We start from the raw sequence: 15553 nt of genomic DNA on the forward strand, positions 1-15553 counted from the left end.
GTGGGCGACAGGCCCCACGGCATCTGCGCGTCGCCACGATCGACCCACCGGACAAGAGTCCGCGCCGCCCACAACACCGCGATGAGGTTGAGGCCCGTGCCGGACCGGCGCCGCGCGATGCAGCCACCCTGGTGCTCACCGGGTGTGTCAGCTCGGCGAGCCGACCGGCGCAGCCGGCCCGGCGAACGCGGTGGCTACACCCGGCCGCCGCGTTCGCCAGTCCTCAGTGATGACCGACCCGGCGACGGTCAGGCAAGCCGGCAAAACATCTTGGAAGCGCAGCACCAACTCTCACTCGCGCCTCCCGTGCTGCGCTTCCAAGATCTTTTGACCTGAGTGCTGGCTTGCCAGCCGCCGCCGTGCCGTTCCCCCCATGGCCTGTCAGCGCGGCAACCCCGGTGCCAACCGGCAGACGCCGCTAACCGGAAGGCAGCGCCATGAACGACAACACCGAGGTCACCACCACCGAGCCGACCACCACCACCACCACCACCACCACCGCCACCACCGACCGCCGGTCGCTGCGCACGACCACCCGTCACCTGACCCACCCGGTGGTGCACGTCGCCGGCCTTCTCACCGCCCACGTCGCCGCGCTGGCGGTGCTGGAGAAGACGCCGCTGCTCGCCCTGCTCTCGCTGCACTGACCTCCCGCGGGTCCTGGTGGGGGTGCCGCATCAGCAGCACCCCCACCCAGGGCCTACGCGCGTGCACGCAGCGCATCTGCAAGCCGGCGTCCAGCGCGCAATCTCCGCAGCGCTGCTACGCCGCGTCGCCGGCATTACCACCGGACCGCCGTCACGCAGAGCCAGCAAGGAAGAGACGATGGACAACGCCATATCCGTGACCGGCCCCTACCCTGCATCACCCACCGTGCGGCACTGCGACGCCGGTGGACACCGGCTCGGCCCCGGCCAGCCATGGTGGCTGATCACCGACCCCAGCCGCGGCTGGCACCACCACACGGGCGCGTCGTGCGCAGCCCATCTCCCCGCCCAAGGCGCCGTGGACCAGGGTCACCTCTACCGCGTCGGCGACATATTCGACGCCGACCGCACCAGTTGGCCGCAAGGCTCACACCTGTGGCTGGACTCCGACGGTGACACCCGGCTGGCCATTTTCCTGACCGACCCGAGCCGGCGTGAAGTATCTGCCGTCGAGTCCGGCACACCACGCTTCGCCTGGACCGAGCAGGACGTCAACGGGTTCCTGTTGTTCAAGTACGGCGACTCACCGTGGAACAACGCCTCGTTCAACCCGCACCGGCTCAGCGAACCATTCACTGCTCAGCCGATGCCGCGCGGCACCCACAGCCGCACCTTCACGTTCCTGGTGCACGCCGACACCGGACGCATCGCCGCGATGCGGATGTTCACCTGGCCCGCCTACTTCCTCAACCACGTCGTCAGCTCCGTGCACCGGCTCGCCGCACGCGACTACAGCGCCATCGCAGCGCACACCGAGTTACAGGACTTCTACCGCCACTACCCCGACGGCCCGTCGCTGTACCGCCTCGTCCGCACACTGCCGCCCGAGGCCACGTGCACAGGCGGACAACGCGAGGACCGTCCTCACTGATCTTCGACACCACGGTCGCCGACCGTGGCGCCTCGACACCGGCGAGCAGCAATTCAGGCTGACCGCCCGCGTCTCCTGCGCCCAGCCAGCAGCAGCCTCGACGCCTGTACATCGCGCACACCCGCAGCGAGCAAACCCCGGAGCGCCTGGAGCCGCTTGCTGAGGAACCCGAGGTCAGCCCACCCAGGCCAGGGGTGCAAGCCCCCGGCAGAACATCTTGGCCCACACCGTCTCGCTCCGCTCGACGCCAAGATCTTCTGACTCGATCAGGGCTTGCACCCCTCGGCCCACGTGCGGGCTCTGACCGGTCCCGTCAGCGCGGCACCCCCAGCGCCGGGATCACTCGATCCCGCAGGGCGGGCCGCATCAGCTACAGCCTGATGGAGGCACCCACCATGACGGAGAACGTCATTGACCAGACAACGTCCGCCACTCCGGTCGACCAGACCTCCGCCAACGGCGACCGCCCGGCCGCTCCGGAGCGCTCGGTCTACCTGTCCGACGTCCTGACCAGGATTCGCCGACACGCCAGCGACAACAGCTGGTGCTCCGATGCCGAGGACGTCACCACCCGGGCCTTGAACGACGGGCTGTCGTTCAAGCCGTTCCGCTCCTCGTCCAGCGGGTGCGGCAGTCCGTCCTGCTCGATCTGCTACCGCCAGGGCGCCGCCGCGACCAACCCGGACCTGGCAGTCGAACGGTTCACCGCGGCCGAGGGCGTCGACCCGTTCGTCACGAAAGCCCGCCTGAAGAACGCGATCAGGAAAGCCTGCGACCTCGGCTACGACGGGGGCCAGTACCGCCACCTGTACCGCGAGCTCATCACACCTACCACCTGGACGAGGTCCCGCTGCCGGTCTCGAAGTACACGGTCACCTTCACCGTCACTGACGAGCACCTGAGCGGACAGACAGCCGACGAGAACGGCATGGCCTATGCCCTGCGCTCCGGAGTCACGGCCGGCTTCACCGTCACGACCGAAGCCACCGAGCGGGCCACCCCCACGCTGCGGCCGTAGTCATCACCGGTTGCCCGGCCGGTTCGTACCCGGCCGGGCAACGCCCCGGTGACCTACCACCGTCCCGGCGCCGAAGCCCGCAGGCCACCACGTCTCGTGCGCTGCGCCCGCGAAGACGTATCTCGCGGTCATCGAGCCGCGCCACACCCCAGAACGAAGGGATTACTCATGAGCGCCTGGATCGTCAGCCGTGACCACCTCGACCTGCTGCTGACCGCCGCCCTCGCGTGGGAGATCACCTCACCAGGTGAAGCCGACGAGGCCGGTCGGATGCTGTGGAAGGAGAACCTCGCCAGCGTCGCCCACCGCTACCCGTACGACCGCGACGGCGACCGGCCCGGCCCGATTGACTTCCGCGACCGGCACGTCGACAAGTACCGCTTCCAGCCCTACCCCGGCCCGGTCGACCCGGAAGTCGTCGCCGCGGCTGCGGCTTCGCTGGCCTACCAATCCTGCGAACACCCCGGCTGGATCTCCAGCACCGCATGCCGGTGGACCACCCAACTACGCGAGCAGGCCACCGCTCGAGTCGAGGCCTACCTCGACGAGCACGGGCCGGTGGATCCGAAGCGTCAGACCCGCGGCGAGCAAGGGTGGTACGTCCTGGTCGACCTGCACGGGCAAGAGCAAGTCCGGTGCGGTGACGGCTGGAGCGTGCCCGACCGCGGCGTCTTCACTCGCGCCATCGGGCTGCGCACCCTCGCCGCGGTCAGGCCATGACCGAGACGACGCCGCCCGCCACTGACGGACACGGCGAGCGCTCCGCCCACATCAACCTGACCGCCGGCGGCGAACCGCCCGCGACCCCGCGCCGGGCACCGAACCTGGCAGACACCCTGCACGTCGTGCAGTTCTCCGGCGGCATCGGCAGCTGGGCCGCCGCCATGCGCGTCGCCGAAAAGCACGGCACCGACAATCTCATCCTGCTCGCCGCCGACACCAAAGCCGAAGATCCCGATCTGTGGCGCTTCGTCGCAGACGCCGGCGCCCACTTCGGCGTCGACCCGGTGATCGTCGCTGACGGCCGTGCCCCGTGGCAGGTTTTCGCCGATCAACGCTTCGTCGGAAATTCCCGCATCGCTCCTTGCTCAGTGCACCTTAAGCAAAAGCCCTGTCGGCGATGGCTGACCGAGTACGCCAACCCGGACCGCACCGTGCTGTACGTCGGGATCGACTGGAGCGAGCAGCGCCGGGTGCCTGCCATCGAGCGGGGCTGGTCACCCTGGACCGTTCGCTTCCCGATGTGCGAGCCGCCCTATCTCAGCAAGGACCAGATGCTCGAGTGGGCGACGGCTGTTGGCCTAACGCCACCGCGGCTGTATGCACAGGGCTTCTCGCACAACAACTGTTTCGGTGTCTGCGTACGTGCTGGGCAACGCCAATGGCTGCATCTGCTTGAGGTGGCGCCCGAGCGGTACCTGGCAGCCGAAGCCCACGAAGACGAACTGCGGCGCTTGCTCGGTGACGTGGCGATCCAGAAGGAACGCCGCGCCGGCGTCAGCTACCCGCTGCCGTTGCGCGAGCTACGTCGTCGCGCCCAGCGTGACGACAAGCCTGCCTGACCAGCTTCAAGACCGCCCGAAGCGGCCGCGTCCGCGACGCCGTGCGCAGATCGTGCCGCGCTAACGCCACCCCATCCACCGGCGGTCATCGCAACTGCACCGGCTACGACCGGGCGACTGAGGCAGACGCTGCGCAGGCAGAGACCGCCACGGTAACAACCGAACCCAGACCGTCCCGACGCTTCTCGGCGCTCGATCCCACCGCGGGTCGGGCGTCGAGTGGTTTCGGCGCACGGCCGGCCACGGACAAGAACCAGGAGTCCGGCCATGAACAACATCGAATGGGGCGCAGTCGAGAGTCAACGCGCTCACCTGATGGCCCCCAGCTACTTGGCCGGCTACGGCCGCCTGCACAACGGCGAATGGGGCGCTGCCGTCGAGAACGTCGTCGTCTACAGCAGCCGCGAAGGTTTGCGCGCGTGGGCGCAGTCGATCGTCGACCGGCTGCCCGGTGCCCGGACCGGCAAGCCGCTGGTCATCGTCAACCAAGATCAGCAGCAGGCGTGGCTGACCGGGAGCCACGTGCTAGGCGCCGAACCTGAGGAACGCGCCGAGTGGACCGCGACGGTCGAAACCGTCTGCGACCTGATGCAGGCGGTCGCCAAGAACCCGGCCGCCTTCGGGTGGACGTTCGGCGATGGCGTCACCGAACTCTTCGCCCAGGTCGACGAGGACGGCGGTGACGACGACGCCGGTGGGATGGTCGCCGGCGTAAAAGTCGATGGGTTCTGGATCGGCTGCGAGCCAGTCCACGACGACGACCTCGTGCGGACCGGCCGCGAAAGCAGCGGGATCGACCTGGCCCACGCGGTACTCACGGTGATCGCCGACCGCATCGACCGCGCGTACTAACCGGGCGTTCCCAACCAGGTCGTACCCGTCAGCCACAAACTCATCACGGCACGACCAGCAGTGGGCACAGACCCGCGCCGCTACATCGGCCATCGGCCATCGGCTGGACCATGCCGCAGACCGCTCTGCCGGGCGACTCGGCACGTCCGGCAACGCACCGCAGCGCTCGGCTGACGATGCGCATCGGCGTAGGCCTCTGCGATGTAGAGCAGAACTGGCGAATGCGGCGGCCATCACTGCGGGCCGCCGCATTCGCCGGTCCGCAGTGATGACCGACCCGGCAGTGGCCAGCAAGCCGGCAAAACATCTTGGAAGCACAGCACCAGTCATCAACTACCGGCAGCAGCGCTGCGCTTCCAAGATCTTTTGGCCCAAAGACTGGCTTGCCCGCCACCGCCCGCGCCGTTCCCCCCGTGGCCTCGTCAACGCGGCAGCGCCGGTGCAACCGGCGCGAGTCGCGCCAGTTCGCACCACGGAGGCCACTGCATGAATGCGCACACCACCGCCAGCTGCCGCGCCACCACCGGGCTGCGCGTCGCGGTCGTCGGCGGATCGCTGACCGGCCCGACAGCAGCACTGCTGCTACAACACGCGGGATTTGACGACGTCACCCTCTACGAGGCCGTCCCCGCCAGTGCCCCCCTCGGCGGCGGGCTGATCGGCCTGGAGCACTCGTCGCTGGACATCCTCGACCAGCTCGGCGTCCCCCAGGACGAGTTCGTCCGCTACGGCTCCGAGACGGTCATGGACATCACCGTCCGCGGGCGCCGGCCCGAATCCGAACACCGCCACCTGTACGCCGGCCGCAACACCACCTGGACCCTGCTGCACGCGGCCCTGACCCGCCGCCTGCCCGCCGGCACCCTGCACACCGGCCAACGGGTCACCGGCCTGACCAGCGAGCCCGGACGGCCGCTGCTGCACTTCGCCGACGGCAACACCGCGCAAGCCGACCTGGTGGTCTTCGCCGACGGCCGCGCCTCAACCGGCAGGCGGCTGCTCGACCCCCAGCGGCAGCTGCGCTACGCCGGCTACGTCGCACACCGTGGCCAGACCAGCAGCACCCAGCCGGGCCTGCAAGACTTCCTGCGCTTTGAACCCTCACACAGCGGCGTGCAGTTCAACGTGGCGCCCATCCCCGGCGGCGTCGACTGGACCTTCTACCTGGGAGCCACGCCCGCGCAGTACAGCGACTTCTTCGGTGCCCCACCGACCCGGCGCGTATTCGCCCTGCCCCAGCACGTCACCGACACCGCCCGCGCCGCAGTCGACACCAGCGCCCAGCAGTACCTGCCCGACGCGCAAGCCGCCCTCGTGCACGCCACCGGCACCCGGATGGCTGCCGCGGTCATGGACATCGACCCCCCGACCCGGATGGTGTGGCCCGTCGGTGCCGGTCACGCGGTGCTGCTCGGCGATGCCCTCGCACCGGTCCGCCCGCACACTGCACGCGGAGCGAACAACGGCATCGAGCAAGCAGCCGGTCTGACCGCCGCGCTCACTCAGCACCGCAAATACGGCGCCGACCTGACCGCCGCCCTCGACGGGTGGCAACACCGCCACCTGCCCGCCGCAGTCGCCGCCGTGAAACTCGGCCCGGAGCTCGGCCGCAAGTTCGGCCTCGACGCCTAGAACTTTCCGGGTCTGGTCGGCCCGGACACGGCGGCGCTTGATGGCGCTGTCACGTCTGGGCCGACCGGCCCGCACTCACGACCTCGCGTCCGGTGCGAACGAGTCCAGCTTGCCGGTGACCCACCCCACCGTGCGATGTTGAGGCCAAGCCAAAGCCGCCGCGTCGAGACCCTGCCCGCTAACCAGGAAGCGCCTGTCAGGTCGGTAGGCCGCAGTAGCCTGCGGCCCCACTGCAGAGACCATTTCCCGGCCACCGGCTACGCCGGCAAGGCAGGCGGCCGCCCGGCACGGCTCGGAACAATTCGGCCGTCGGGATCACCGGGCGCGACCCGCGTACCTCGCCGTCCGGCACGCAGCAGTGGTGACGCTCGCGGCCGTGCCGCGCTGACGGCTGGCGAAGCAGTCCAGTCCTTGGCTGCCGCCTGGCGGCGATCGAGATGCGGTCGGCCACCGAGCGCCCGGGTGCCGCGCTCGTCGATTCCGCAGCGATGACCGACCCGCCCGGCGGTGGCAAGCCCGGCAAAACATCTTGGAAGCGCAGCACCGTCATTCACCGTCGGCCAGGAGTGCTGCGCTTCCAAGATCTTCTGACGTAGGAGCTGGCTTGCCGCCGCCCGCGCACGCCGATCCCACACCGGCCCGTCAGCGCGGCAGCCCCGGGGACTCACCGGCGGCCGTCGCACACCGATCGCACCGCCAGGAGGCGACGCCATGTACCAGAGCCTGCCCTTCGCCGACCGCCGTCAGCGCCAGGACGCCCGCCCCGAGCGCCACCACAGCCGCTGCGTGCTGGTCGGTGAGAAGGAGTTCTTCAACCCGGCCGACCCCGCCGACTACCGGGAGTACCGCGTCGTCCAGGGCTACGGGCGCCGATAGCCGAGCCTCCCGCGGAGGGCCACCGGCCCTCCGCGGACTGCCGGGCAACGACCGGCCGCAGAAACAGGCCGGCGCCTGGACCCGCTCACCCCGGCCGGCCCTAGCGGGCCGGTAGACCGGAGCGGCCTTCGGCCGCTCTGCAGAGACCTTTTCCCGGCCACTGGCTACGCCAGGAGGGTAGGTTGCGCGACGACGTCCACCAAATCCGCCGCGGGCGGGGAAATAATTCTGCACACCCCACAGAATTTTTTCCCCGAAACCCCCCGCACCGAATTTGGCTCCCGCCGCCACACAACCTGGCGAGCAAGCTCGCCGCCACCGGCCGAAAAAACGCCTCCACCCCAAAAGCCCACGCCATTCCAACTGCGACAACAGCACCGATCGCGAGTTACGGCATTAACAAAAACAAATAGGGAATAGCACTTCTTTTCCTGCTAATAGTAGACAAAAGGCGCTTGATACTGATAGGCTTCTATTTGTCAGCGAGGGCAAACGCTGACACACCAGGAACACAAAACCATAGGAGACCAGGCGTGAGCACTCACGAAATCGACGTGTGCAGCGAGACCGTCAACAGCGTAGTCATCGGGTGGGAGAAAGCTTTCGGCTCGTTCTGGGCGCACGTCTACCTCGCAGGCGACGGCAGCGGCTTCCCCTGCCCGAGCTTGGAGATCGGCGGAGACTTCCGCGAAGTCAAGGACCCCACGATCGTGATCGACTTCGTCCGCCCGTACGCGCACGTTCCCGAAGACCTCGCCGCCATCCTCACGGCCGACGCCGAGACCGAAGGCATCTGCGACCTACCCGCCATCCTCGGTATCCAGGAAGGCGCGTCGACCGCGTACGACCTCGACGAGGCCGACATCCCGTTCTAACCCGCGCACCGGCCGGGGAGTCCTTGACTCCCCGGCCGCCGCTCGTCTAAGCCCGCCGTTCCGAGGTGAGCAGTCGCGCGCCGACTGCGGCCGGATCGGCGCGCATCGAGCACGCCGATCCGGGCTGCCGCGCCGACCGCTCACGGCCGCACCACTCAGGCCCGCATCCCTGCCGGACCCGCGCACGTAAAAGGCCGACGGCCCCCCGAAGGAGGACACCCCTCGCGGGATGTACCGGGCAAGGTCCGTCGGCCAACACCAGGCAACACACCAGCGCTCACGCGCTGGTCTGAAGACCAACCGCCAGGTTAGCGCGCCGCGCCTCCCCGTTCAACCGACAAGCACTCACCATCGGGAGTCCACCATGCTCACCAAGCCGCATCCGGGCGCCACTATCACCCTCGACGTCCTAGCCACCATCGCCGCACGAATCCAACCCCTCACCCAAACCGCGAACCCCGGCGACACCCGGACCACCCGCCGCATCGAAGCGATCTTCGCCAGCTACGGAATAGCCTTTACCGACACGCCCGCCGCGCCGGACCGAGAGACACCATGCCGCTGATCAACAACGACGAGTGGGGCCGCCGCATCGCACGAGTCGGCCCCGCCGTCGCCCTCATGGGTAAATGGCTCGCCCTCACGGCCGCCGCCGCCCTACTCGTAACCGCCCTCATCTTCCTTCGCTAGGCGGCGCACTTGCCGACACTGCCGGACTTATCGCCACTGTCGGCGCACTCAACGCACTCCCGCCGCCAAACGACCTAGGCGCCCCGGCCACCTCCACACTTGACGGGGGCCGCGCACTCCCACGGGGACGGCCGCGCCGCCGCGCCACCGCCACCACGGAATCGGTCAGCTCACCCACCCGCGCCGCGACGTCCTGCGCCGACGCCCGCTGCTGCCCCTGCCGCACCCGCGCCGGAGTTTCCTCCGTCAGCAGCGCCGCCACATCCGGGGCCACCAGCGACGCCAGCACCGCCAACGCGACATCCGCGCCCTGCTCCGCCTCCGCCACGACCGCATCCAGCCGCGCGAGCTCCGCCGCGCGTCGCTCCTGCGCGCGGCGGACCGCCGCACCGGCATCCGTCGCCGCTTTCAGCGCCGTACGTTCCGCCACGTGCCGCCGCTCCAACGCCTCAATAGCTTTGTTCGTTCCCTTGCTAGCCATACCATCGACGCTACCTATCTTGTAGGCCAGCCCTCCACACCTAGCAATCGTTGAATGTTAGTTATAAATGGTCACCTAGTCGTTCAACATTGCTTACACCATCTCTGATCAGCACAGATATCAGGTCACTCTTAACCCCTTCTCAGAACTAGCACACCCCCTGGCATTCCAATGTCGAAAAGGCGCCCCGTCGGTGCCTACGCTCGGCGGCATGCTCTCGGTAACCCGCATCTCGCCAGGAGCCGGGATCGCCTACCTGACCCGGCAGGTGGCCACCGGCCGGCACGACTTCCGGCCCGCCGCACCCAGCGCGGTGGTGGCTTACCACGCCGACTCAGGCGCGCACGGCGAGGCGCCCGGGTGGTGGGCCGGCCAAAGCCAGGTCCTGTTCGGCGGGCACGGACAGGTCGCCGAGAAGCAGTTGCAGAACCTCATCGGCGAAGGGCGGCACCCGGACACCGGCGAACAACTCGGCAGGCTGTGGCGCAAATTCGAGGCACTCGACGACGATGCCCGCCAAGCCGCCGTCGAGAAAGCGTGGAAAGCGCTACCCGAGGATGCCACCTACGAACAGATCGCCCAGGTCTGGTTGCGGATCTGGACCGCGCCCGAACGGCACCCGGTCGCCGGGTTCGATGTCACCGTTTCTCCGGTCAAGAGCGTCAGTCTGCTGTGGGCGTTCGGCGACGACCAGGTCAAGCGCGAGGTGATGGCGTCGCACCACGACGGTGTCCGCGCCGCCCTGGAGCATCTGCGAGCGCACGGGGCGTTCACCCGGCTGGGCACCAACGGCATCGTGCAGGTCGATACCGACGGGCTCGCCGCCGCGGTCTTCGACCACCGGATGTCGCGGGAGAAGGACCCGCAGCTGCACTCGCACATCATCGTCTCGTCCAAGGTCCGCGTAGTCCGCGACGGCCGTGAGACGTGGCTCGCGCTCGACAGCAAAGCGTTTTACCAGGCCACCATCGGTGCCCGGATCGCCTACGAACGTGCCGTTGAACACCAACTCGGCCGGCGGCTCGGCGTCCGGTTCGCCGCCCGCGTCGGCTCACCGATCCGCGAGATCATCGGGTTCGACCCGCGCGCGATCCTGCACTACTCCAAGCGGCGCGGCGCCGTCGAGACCGAGCTCGACAGCCGCCACAGCGACCCCAGCACCGGCCGCGAGTGGATCCCTACCGGGCGGTGGCGGCGCTCCGCGCAGGACGCCACCCTGCGCACCCGCCGGCCCAAGGACGGTCCCGAATCCACCAACGAAGCCGTCACCCGGTGGCAGCGCGAGGACCGGCAGGCCGGTTTCGACACCGCCGCGGAAGTCCGCCGCATCACCGCAGGCCGCACGGTCGACCCCGTCGACCAGCAGGCACGGCAGGTCATCCGCCTCGCGCAACGCCACCGCGCCGACCGGCCGGTCCGGGTTCAAGACCTCGACGCCGCGGCCATCCAGCTCGAGCTGGAACGCGAGGAGCAGCGTTCGCCGGTCGTCACCGCCGCGATCCGGCGGCTGCCGCACCTGGCCGTCGAACGCGCCGTCGACGAGCTCAGCGCCGAACGCGCCGTGTTCAGCATCAACCATCTCGAACTCGCCATCGGCCGTCAGCTGCACGTCAGCCCGACCACGGACCGCCGCTCCGACTGGCGGCAGGTTCAGCGCTACGCCGCCCACGCCATCCGGACCCGGGCCGGCGGGCTACGGGTGCTGACACCGCCCGCTTTGCTCAAGTGGGGTGAAACCCTGCTCCGTGGCTCCGACCGGCAGAGCATCTACAGCCGGCACCGCGACCTGAAACTGTCCACCGAACCGGTCCTGGCCGCCGAGAAAGAACTCATCGCCTACACCACCCGCCACGGCGCCACCCCCGCACCCAAGGCCCTGCTCGATGGGGTCGCTGACCGGCTCGACCTGTCCGACGAAAAGCGCACCGCGCTGCACTTCGCCGTCGGTGACGACCGCCGAGTCACCGGCATCGTCGGCCCGGCCGGCACCGGCAAAACCTACCTGCAGCGCGCCATCGGGGTCGCCGCCCGCCAGGCCGGCATACCCGTGGTCGGGCTCACGGTCGGGCAGAACGCGGCGTTCGTCCTGGCCGACGCCACCCGCGACGGCGACCAGCCGGGCATCCGTACCGAGAACATCGCCATGTGGCTGCACGCCCAGAACATGCCTCCGGAAGGCACGACCCCCGATGACTGGGCGTTCGGGCCGAGTCAGTGGGTGATCGTTGACGAAGCGTCGCAGGCCTCCACGCTCGACCTCGTGCGCCTCAGCCAGCTCCTCGAACCCGTCGGCGGGAAACTCATCCTGGTCGGTGACCCCGAACAGATCTCCGCTATCGGGCCCGGCGGAATGTTCCGCTACCTCGCCTCGCTGGGCACCACCACCGACCTGCGCGAGGTCCGCCGCTTCACCGACCCGTGGGAAGGCCCCGCCTCACTACGGCTGCGCGAAGGCGACACCACCGTCCTCGCCGAGTACGACCGCCGCGGCCGGGTCATCGCCGGACACCGCACCGAACTCATCAACCATGTCCTCGACGGGTGGGCCGCCGACGTCCTGCAAGGCCGGACCAGCCTCATCCTCGTCGAAACTCAGGCCGAAGCCGCCGACATCGCCACCCAAGCCCGACGCCTGCTGATCCGCGCCGGGATCGTGCAACCCGGGCCCACCGTCGCCCTGGCTGACGGCACCCACGCCGGTGTCGGCGACCTGATCGTCACCCGACGCAACAACCGCACCCTGATCGCCGGCGACGCGTTCGTCGCCAACCGCACCCAATGGCGCATCCTCGAACACGGACCCGACGGCGCCCTGCTCGTCGAGAACACCACCAACCACGCCACCACAGCACTGCCCGCCGACTACGTCGCCGCACACGTGCAACTCGCCTACGCCGCCACCGTCGACTCAGCACAAGGCCGCACCGTCGACGTCGCTCGCGCCATCATCGACCAAGCCACCACCCGCGCCCGGCTCTACGTCATGGCCACCCGCGGCCGGCTCCTCAACCAACTCGCCGTCGTCACCGCCGACGAACCCCCCGAAGCCCACCCGCCCGCACCGGCCACCGCCGGCGTCACCGTGCTCGCCGGGATCCTGCGCGAGGACGGCGCCGACCGCTCCGGCACCGAAACCGAGCAGACGCTGTGGGCCGACGCCGACACCCTGCGGCACTGGGGGCCCATCTTCGACGACCTCACCGCCCGCGCCAGCACCGACCGGTACATCGACGTAGTTCGCGGTGCGGCCGGGCGTACGGTCGCGGACAACCTGGCCGCCGACCCTGCCATGCCCGCCCTCGCCGCCCGCCTGCAGGCCCTCGCCGCAGCCGGATACGACCCCGAACAGGTGCTTGCCGCAGTCGCATCCGAGCGGGAATTGAACAGCGCCCACGACACCGCCGCCGTCCTCGCCTGGCGCATCGACCAGGCCTACCGCGACCTGCAACCCGACCCCACCGTCGCGCTCAGCCCCACCCAAGCCGGCACCTACACCCAGCGCGCACCCACCGCCGTCGGCGATATCGCCGACGCGCTGCGCCAGGTCTCGGCCATCTGCGACACCCGCATCGACGCCCTCGCCCACCAAGCCGCCACCGAACAACCCGCCTGGACCACTCCACTGGGGCCGCCACCCGACGATGAGCCCGGCCGTAACCAGTGGACCGGACGCGCCGCGGTCATCGCCGCCTACCGCGACCGCTACACCGTCACCGGCGACGACCCGATCGGTCCCGAACCCTCACCCCGCGACGTCGACCGGTGGGGCGTATGGCAACGCGCACAGACTGTCCTTGGGGTTGCCACCCTCGCCGGGCAGATCAGCACCGCCACCGACGGGCAGCTCCGGATGCTCATCGCGGCGCAACGCGACGCCGACCAGCACGCCCCCGCCTACGTCGCCGGACAGCTCCGTGTCGCCCACACCCAACTCGTCGGCGCCGAGAACCACCTCCGTGACGCCCGCGTCGACCTGGCCACCGCCCAAACCGCCGCCGCGTCCGCGGCCCGGCACGCCGACACCATGACGCCCCGGTGGTGGCACGCCGGGGCCCTGCACACCCGCGCCGCAATCCGCCACCAGCACGCCAGAACCGACGCGCTCCGCGCCAACACCACCGTCGACGAACTGCAGGACCGGCTCGGATCCGCACGCGTCCGCATCGACACTGCTCGCGAACGCGTCCACGGCCTCGAAGGCCAGCACCAGACGTGGACCGGCTGGTACACCGAGGCGCTACCCACCCGCTACGCCGGACTCGCAGCCGCCGCCGAGGCCGCCCGCCGCGCACAGAGCCTCGCAGGCGATGCCAGCACCCTGGCCGACACCGTCCGGGCGACCGCGGCCCGCGTCCGCGCCGTCGGGGCCACACGCCCGCAACCACACGCAAACCCGGTCCCGGATTGGCTCGCGGAACACGCGGACGCCGCCGCCGATCGTGTCCTAGAGGAGACGAACCCGGCTGTCGATCGCGATGAGGCGGAGCCGGACTACCTCTAGCTGACCGGTCGCGGGATGGGATGGGGCATTAACAGATCAGGCGCAATGACCGTCGGTAGGCCGTTCAGCCAGTCGGTGAGTTCCTCGGGATGCCGAGGCACGAAGGTCCCGAGCGGCCGCAGCTCTTTCGAACTCAAAAGCGCTGCCCGTACAGCCTTGTCAGGGAACACCGCCTCGCAGTATGCGTACGCTACAGATACCGCGTCGATGTCGACGATGTCGTTCACCGTCCACTTGTGCAGCGGATCCTTGTGGTACCTGGTCTTCAGGCTGATCGCTACCTGCGTGTGAGGCATCGCGCCCATAAGCGACCGCATCTCGTGCTCCGATGCGTCGAAATCAGGCATTCCAGCTTCTCTTCGGTCCATCCGCAGCCGGGTAAAAATGTCCAGCCACTCGTGCAAGATCTCGCGAGCGCCGATGAAATCTCGGAGCCGGCCACGGCGCCATCTTGGGCGCTCCTTGAGCAGTCTTTCGGTCTCCAGCTCGAATTCGACCCGTTGCTTCTCGCTGTCGATCGCCACCTGGGGCTTGAATTTCGGATCGGCTCGGAGTCCCTCAAGGTCCTCATCAGATGGACCCCGAAGCATTCCGCGCTCCATCTCGTAATGCATCCTCGCCATCAGCTTGTCGAAGTCGGCGTCGGTCATCTGTGCTCGAACGGCGTCAGAACCGTCGGTGCCGTCACTGTTGCGAATTTTCATCCCGCCGACCCACCCGAACGCTTGGCCGAAGGTCGGCCGGACGAGCTGCACGCTCTTCGCGGAGATGTCTTCACCCATGATCTTCGCCATGCCGGCCTCGAACTCGAGCTCCGCGATGGACGTCCGGCCCAACAGGTAGTTGTAGTCGGACAGGGTCTCGAGGACGTCCGCGAGGTCGCCGCGCTGCTTCGGATCGGTGATCTTCGAGATCTCCCACAGGTGCTCTCCGCTGAGCGGGAACATGGCCCGCCGCTCGGACTTCGCTCGCCGAGCCGCCCTGTACAGGTCGCCATAACTTCCCGGAACCCTGGTGTCACCGCTTAGAAACCGGGCGAAGTAGATGATCGTGTTCAAGTCCAGGTACACAAGGGGGATGCGGGGGCGCATGACGTTCGCCCACACGAGCTCCTCGGTCATCGGAGCCTTCAACTCGGCGGTCACGCGACCCCACCCTTCTGCATAAAGCAGCACAAGTCTGGACCCGACCACCAACATTCGCCTCAAATTTTCCGTGGTGGCTCACGCGCCTGAAATTCCGGCGGGATCCCCCGACGCTCTGGCCGTCGCGCCGAGGTGACTTCGCTCAATGTCCGATACGCAGTGAGATTGCATCGTTGAGCCCAACTCGCACGCGATCTTGGACAGATCGGCCTCCCCTTGCTCGTCGTTGCCGAGCTGATGCGCCCCGGCGCGATCGGTATGTTCGGGCGGTCATAGTGCGGGCCACGCACGGGTGGACCCTACGAAGATCCTGGCGGATGGATCCGTTGGTCCGAGCGAGGCG

At 68.9% G+C, this 15553-nt stretch carries 13 protein-coding genes; 11 read left to right on the forward strand and 2 right to left on the reverse strand.

What is annotated here, in order from left to right; all coding sequences use genetic code 11:
• The first annotated feature begins 437 nt into the window (after nt 1-437).
• The 10 genes from AB0E90_RS42285 (at nt 438) to AB0E90_RS42330 (ending at nt 8958) form a co-directional block, all read left to right on the forward strand.
• A complete protein-coding gene (locus AB0E90_RS42285; protein WP_360417963.1) occupies nt 438-647 on the forward strand; it encodes a hypothetical protein in 210 nt (69 codons plus the stop codon).
• 178 nt (nt 648-825) lie between these two features.
• Nucleotides 826-1578 (forward strand): hypothetical protein, encoded by a 753-nt coding sequence (locus AB0E90_RS42290; protein ID WP_360417964.1) that lies wholly within the window; start codon nt 826-828, stop codon nt 1576-1578.
• A 395-nt stretch (nt 1579-1973) separates the two neighbouring features.
• Nucleotides 1974-2480, forward strand: a complete 507-nt coding sequence (locus AB0E90_RS42295) for a hypothetical protein (RefSeq protein WP_360417965.1) — start codon at nt 1974-1976, stop codon at nt 2478-2480.
• A gap of 284 nt (nt 2481-2764) precedes the next feature.
• Nucleotides 2765-3316: a hypothetical protein gene (locus AB0E90_RS42300; RefSeq protein WP_360417966.1), complete on the forward strand. Its 552-nt coding sequence runs from the start codon at nt 2765-2767 to the stop codon at nt 3314-3316.
• Complete coding sequence (locus AB0E90_RS42305; RefSeq protein ID WP_360417967.1) at nt 3313-4158, forward strand: hypothetical protein; 846 nt, start codon at nt 3313-3315, stop codon at nt 4156-4158. The genes AB0E90_RS42300 and AB0E90_RS42305 overlap by 4 nt, the downstream gene beginning before the upstream one ends.
• A 267-nt stretch (nt 4159-4425) precedes the next feature.
• The gene (locus AB0E90_RS42310) at nt 4426-5010 is read left to right on the forward strand and encodes a hypothetical protein (RefSeq protein ID WP_360417968.1); all 585 of its coding nucleotides are present in this window, start codon (nt 4426-4428) and stop codon (nt 5008-5010) included.
• 486 nt (nt 5011-5496) lie between these two features.
• Nucleotides 5497-6642 (forward strand): FAD-dependent monooxygenase, encoded by a 1146-nt coding sequence (locus AB0E90_RS42315; RefSeq protein WP_360417969.1) that lies wholly within the window; start codon nt 5497-5499, stop codon nt 6640-6642.
• Between the two features lie 711 nt (nt 6643-7353).
• The gene (locus tag AB0E90_RS42320) at nt 7354-7518 is read left to right on the forward strand and encodes a hypothetical protein (protein WP_360417970.1); all 165 of its coding nucleotides are present in this window, start codon (nt 7354-7356) and stop codon (nt 7516-7518) included.
• Nucleotides 7519-8051: 533 nt separating this feature from the next.
• Nucleotides 8052-8393 (forward strand): hypothetical protein, encoded by a 342-nt coding sequence (locus AB0E90_RS42325; protein WP_360417971.1) that lies wholly within the window; start codon nt 8052-8054, stop codon nt 8391-8393.
• 364 nt (nt 8394-8757) lie between these two features.
• Complete coding sequence (locus tag AB0E90_RS42330) at nt 8758-8958, forward strand: hypothetical protein (RefSeq protein ID WP_360417972.1); 201 nt, start codon at nt 8758-8760, stop codon at nt 8956-8958.
• A 108-nt stretch (nt 8959-9066) separates the two neighbouring features.
• On the opposite strand, the gene AB0E90_RS42335 is transcribed toward AB0E90_RS42330, so the two are convergent.
• Nucleotides 9067-9564 carry a hypothetical protein gene (locus AB0E90_RS42335; RefSeq protein ID WP_360417973.1) on the reverse strand — a complete coding sequence of 166 codons (498 nt, stop codon included), beginning with the start codon at nt 9562-9564 and terminating at the stop codon, nt 9067-9069.
• Between the two features lie 211 nt (nt 9565-9775).
• Between AB0E90_RS42335 and mobF the strand changes: the two genes are divergently transcribed.
• A complete protein-coding gene (mobF, locus tag AB0E90_RS42340; protein WP_360417974.1) occupies nt 9776-14065 on the forward strand; it encodes a MobF family relaxase in 4290 nt (1429 codons plus the stop codon).
• Here the strand turns inward: mobF and AB0E90_RS42345 are convergent.
• On the reverse strand, nt 14062-15210 hold the full coding sequence (locus tag AB0E90_RS42345; protein WP_360417975.1) for a hypothetical protein: 1149 nt from the start codon (nt 15208-15210) through the stop codon (nt 14062-14064). The genes mobF and AB0E90_RS42345 overlap by 4 nt on opposite strands.
• Nucleotides 15211-15553: the final 343 nt, after the last annotated feature.

Source organism: Actinoplanes sp. NPDC026619 (assembly GCF_040638295.1).
GTDB lineage: Bacteria > Actinomycetota > Actinomycetes > Mycobacteriales > Micromonosporaceae > Actinoplanes.

What these genes read in the sequence shown, in the direction of transcription:
- AB0E90_RS42285 (WP_360417963.1), top strand. Translation starts at nt 438, where the DNA reads ATGAACGACAACACCGAGGTCACCACCACCGAGCCGACCACCACCACC.
- AB0E90_RS42290 (WP_360417964.1), top strand. Translation starts at nt 826, where the DNA reads ATGGACAACGCCATATCCGTGACCGGCCCCTACCCTGCATCACCCACC.
- AB0E90_RS42295 (WP_360417965.1), top strand. Translation starts at nt 1,974, where the DNA reads ATGACGGAGAACGTCATTGACCAGACAACGTCCGCCACTCCGGTCGAC.
- AB0E90_RS42300 (WP_360417966.1), top strand. Translation starts at nt 2,765, where the DNA reads ATGAGCGCCTGGATCGTCAGCCGTGACCACCTCGACCTGCTGCTGACC.
- AB0E90_RS42305 (WP_360417967.1), top strand. Translation starts at nt 3,313, where the DNA reads ATGACCGAGACGACGCCGCCCGCCACTGACGGACACGGCGAGCGCTCC.
- AB0E90_RS42310 (WP_360417968.1), top strand. Translation starts at nt 4,426, where the DNA reads ATGAACAACATCGAATGGGGCGCAGTCGAGAGTCAACGCGCTCACCTG.
- AB0E90_RS42315 (WP_360417969.1), top strand. Translation starts at nt 5,497, where the DNA reads ATGAATGCGCACACCACCGCCAGCTGCCGCGCCACCACCGGGCTGCGC.
- AB0E90_RS42320 (WP_360417970.1), top strand. Translation starts at nt 7,354, where the DNA reads ATGTACCAGAGCCTGCCCTTCGCCGACCGCCGTCAGCGCCAGGACGCC.
- AB0E90_RS42330 (WP_360417972.1), top strand. Translation starts at nt 8,758, where the DNA reads ATGCTCACCAAGCCGCATCCGGGCGCCACTATCACCCTCGACGTCCTA.
- AB0E90_RS42335 (WP_360417973.1), bottom strand. Translation starts at nt 9,564, where the DNA reads ATGGCTAGCAAGGGAACGAACAAAGCTATTGAGGCGTTGGAGCGGCGG.
- mobF (WP_360417974.1), top strand. Translation starts at nt 9,776, where the DNA reads ATGCTCTCGGTAACCCGCATCTCGCCAGGAGCCGGGATCGCCTACCTG.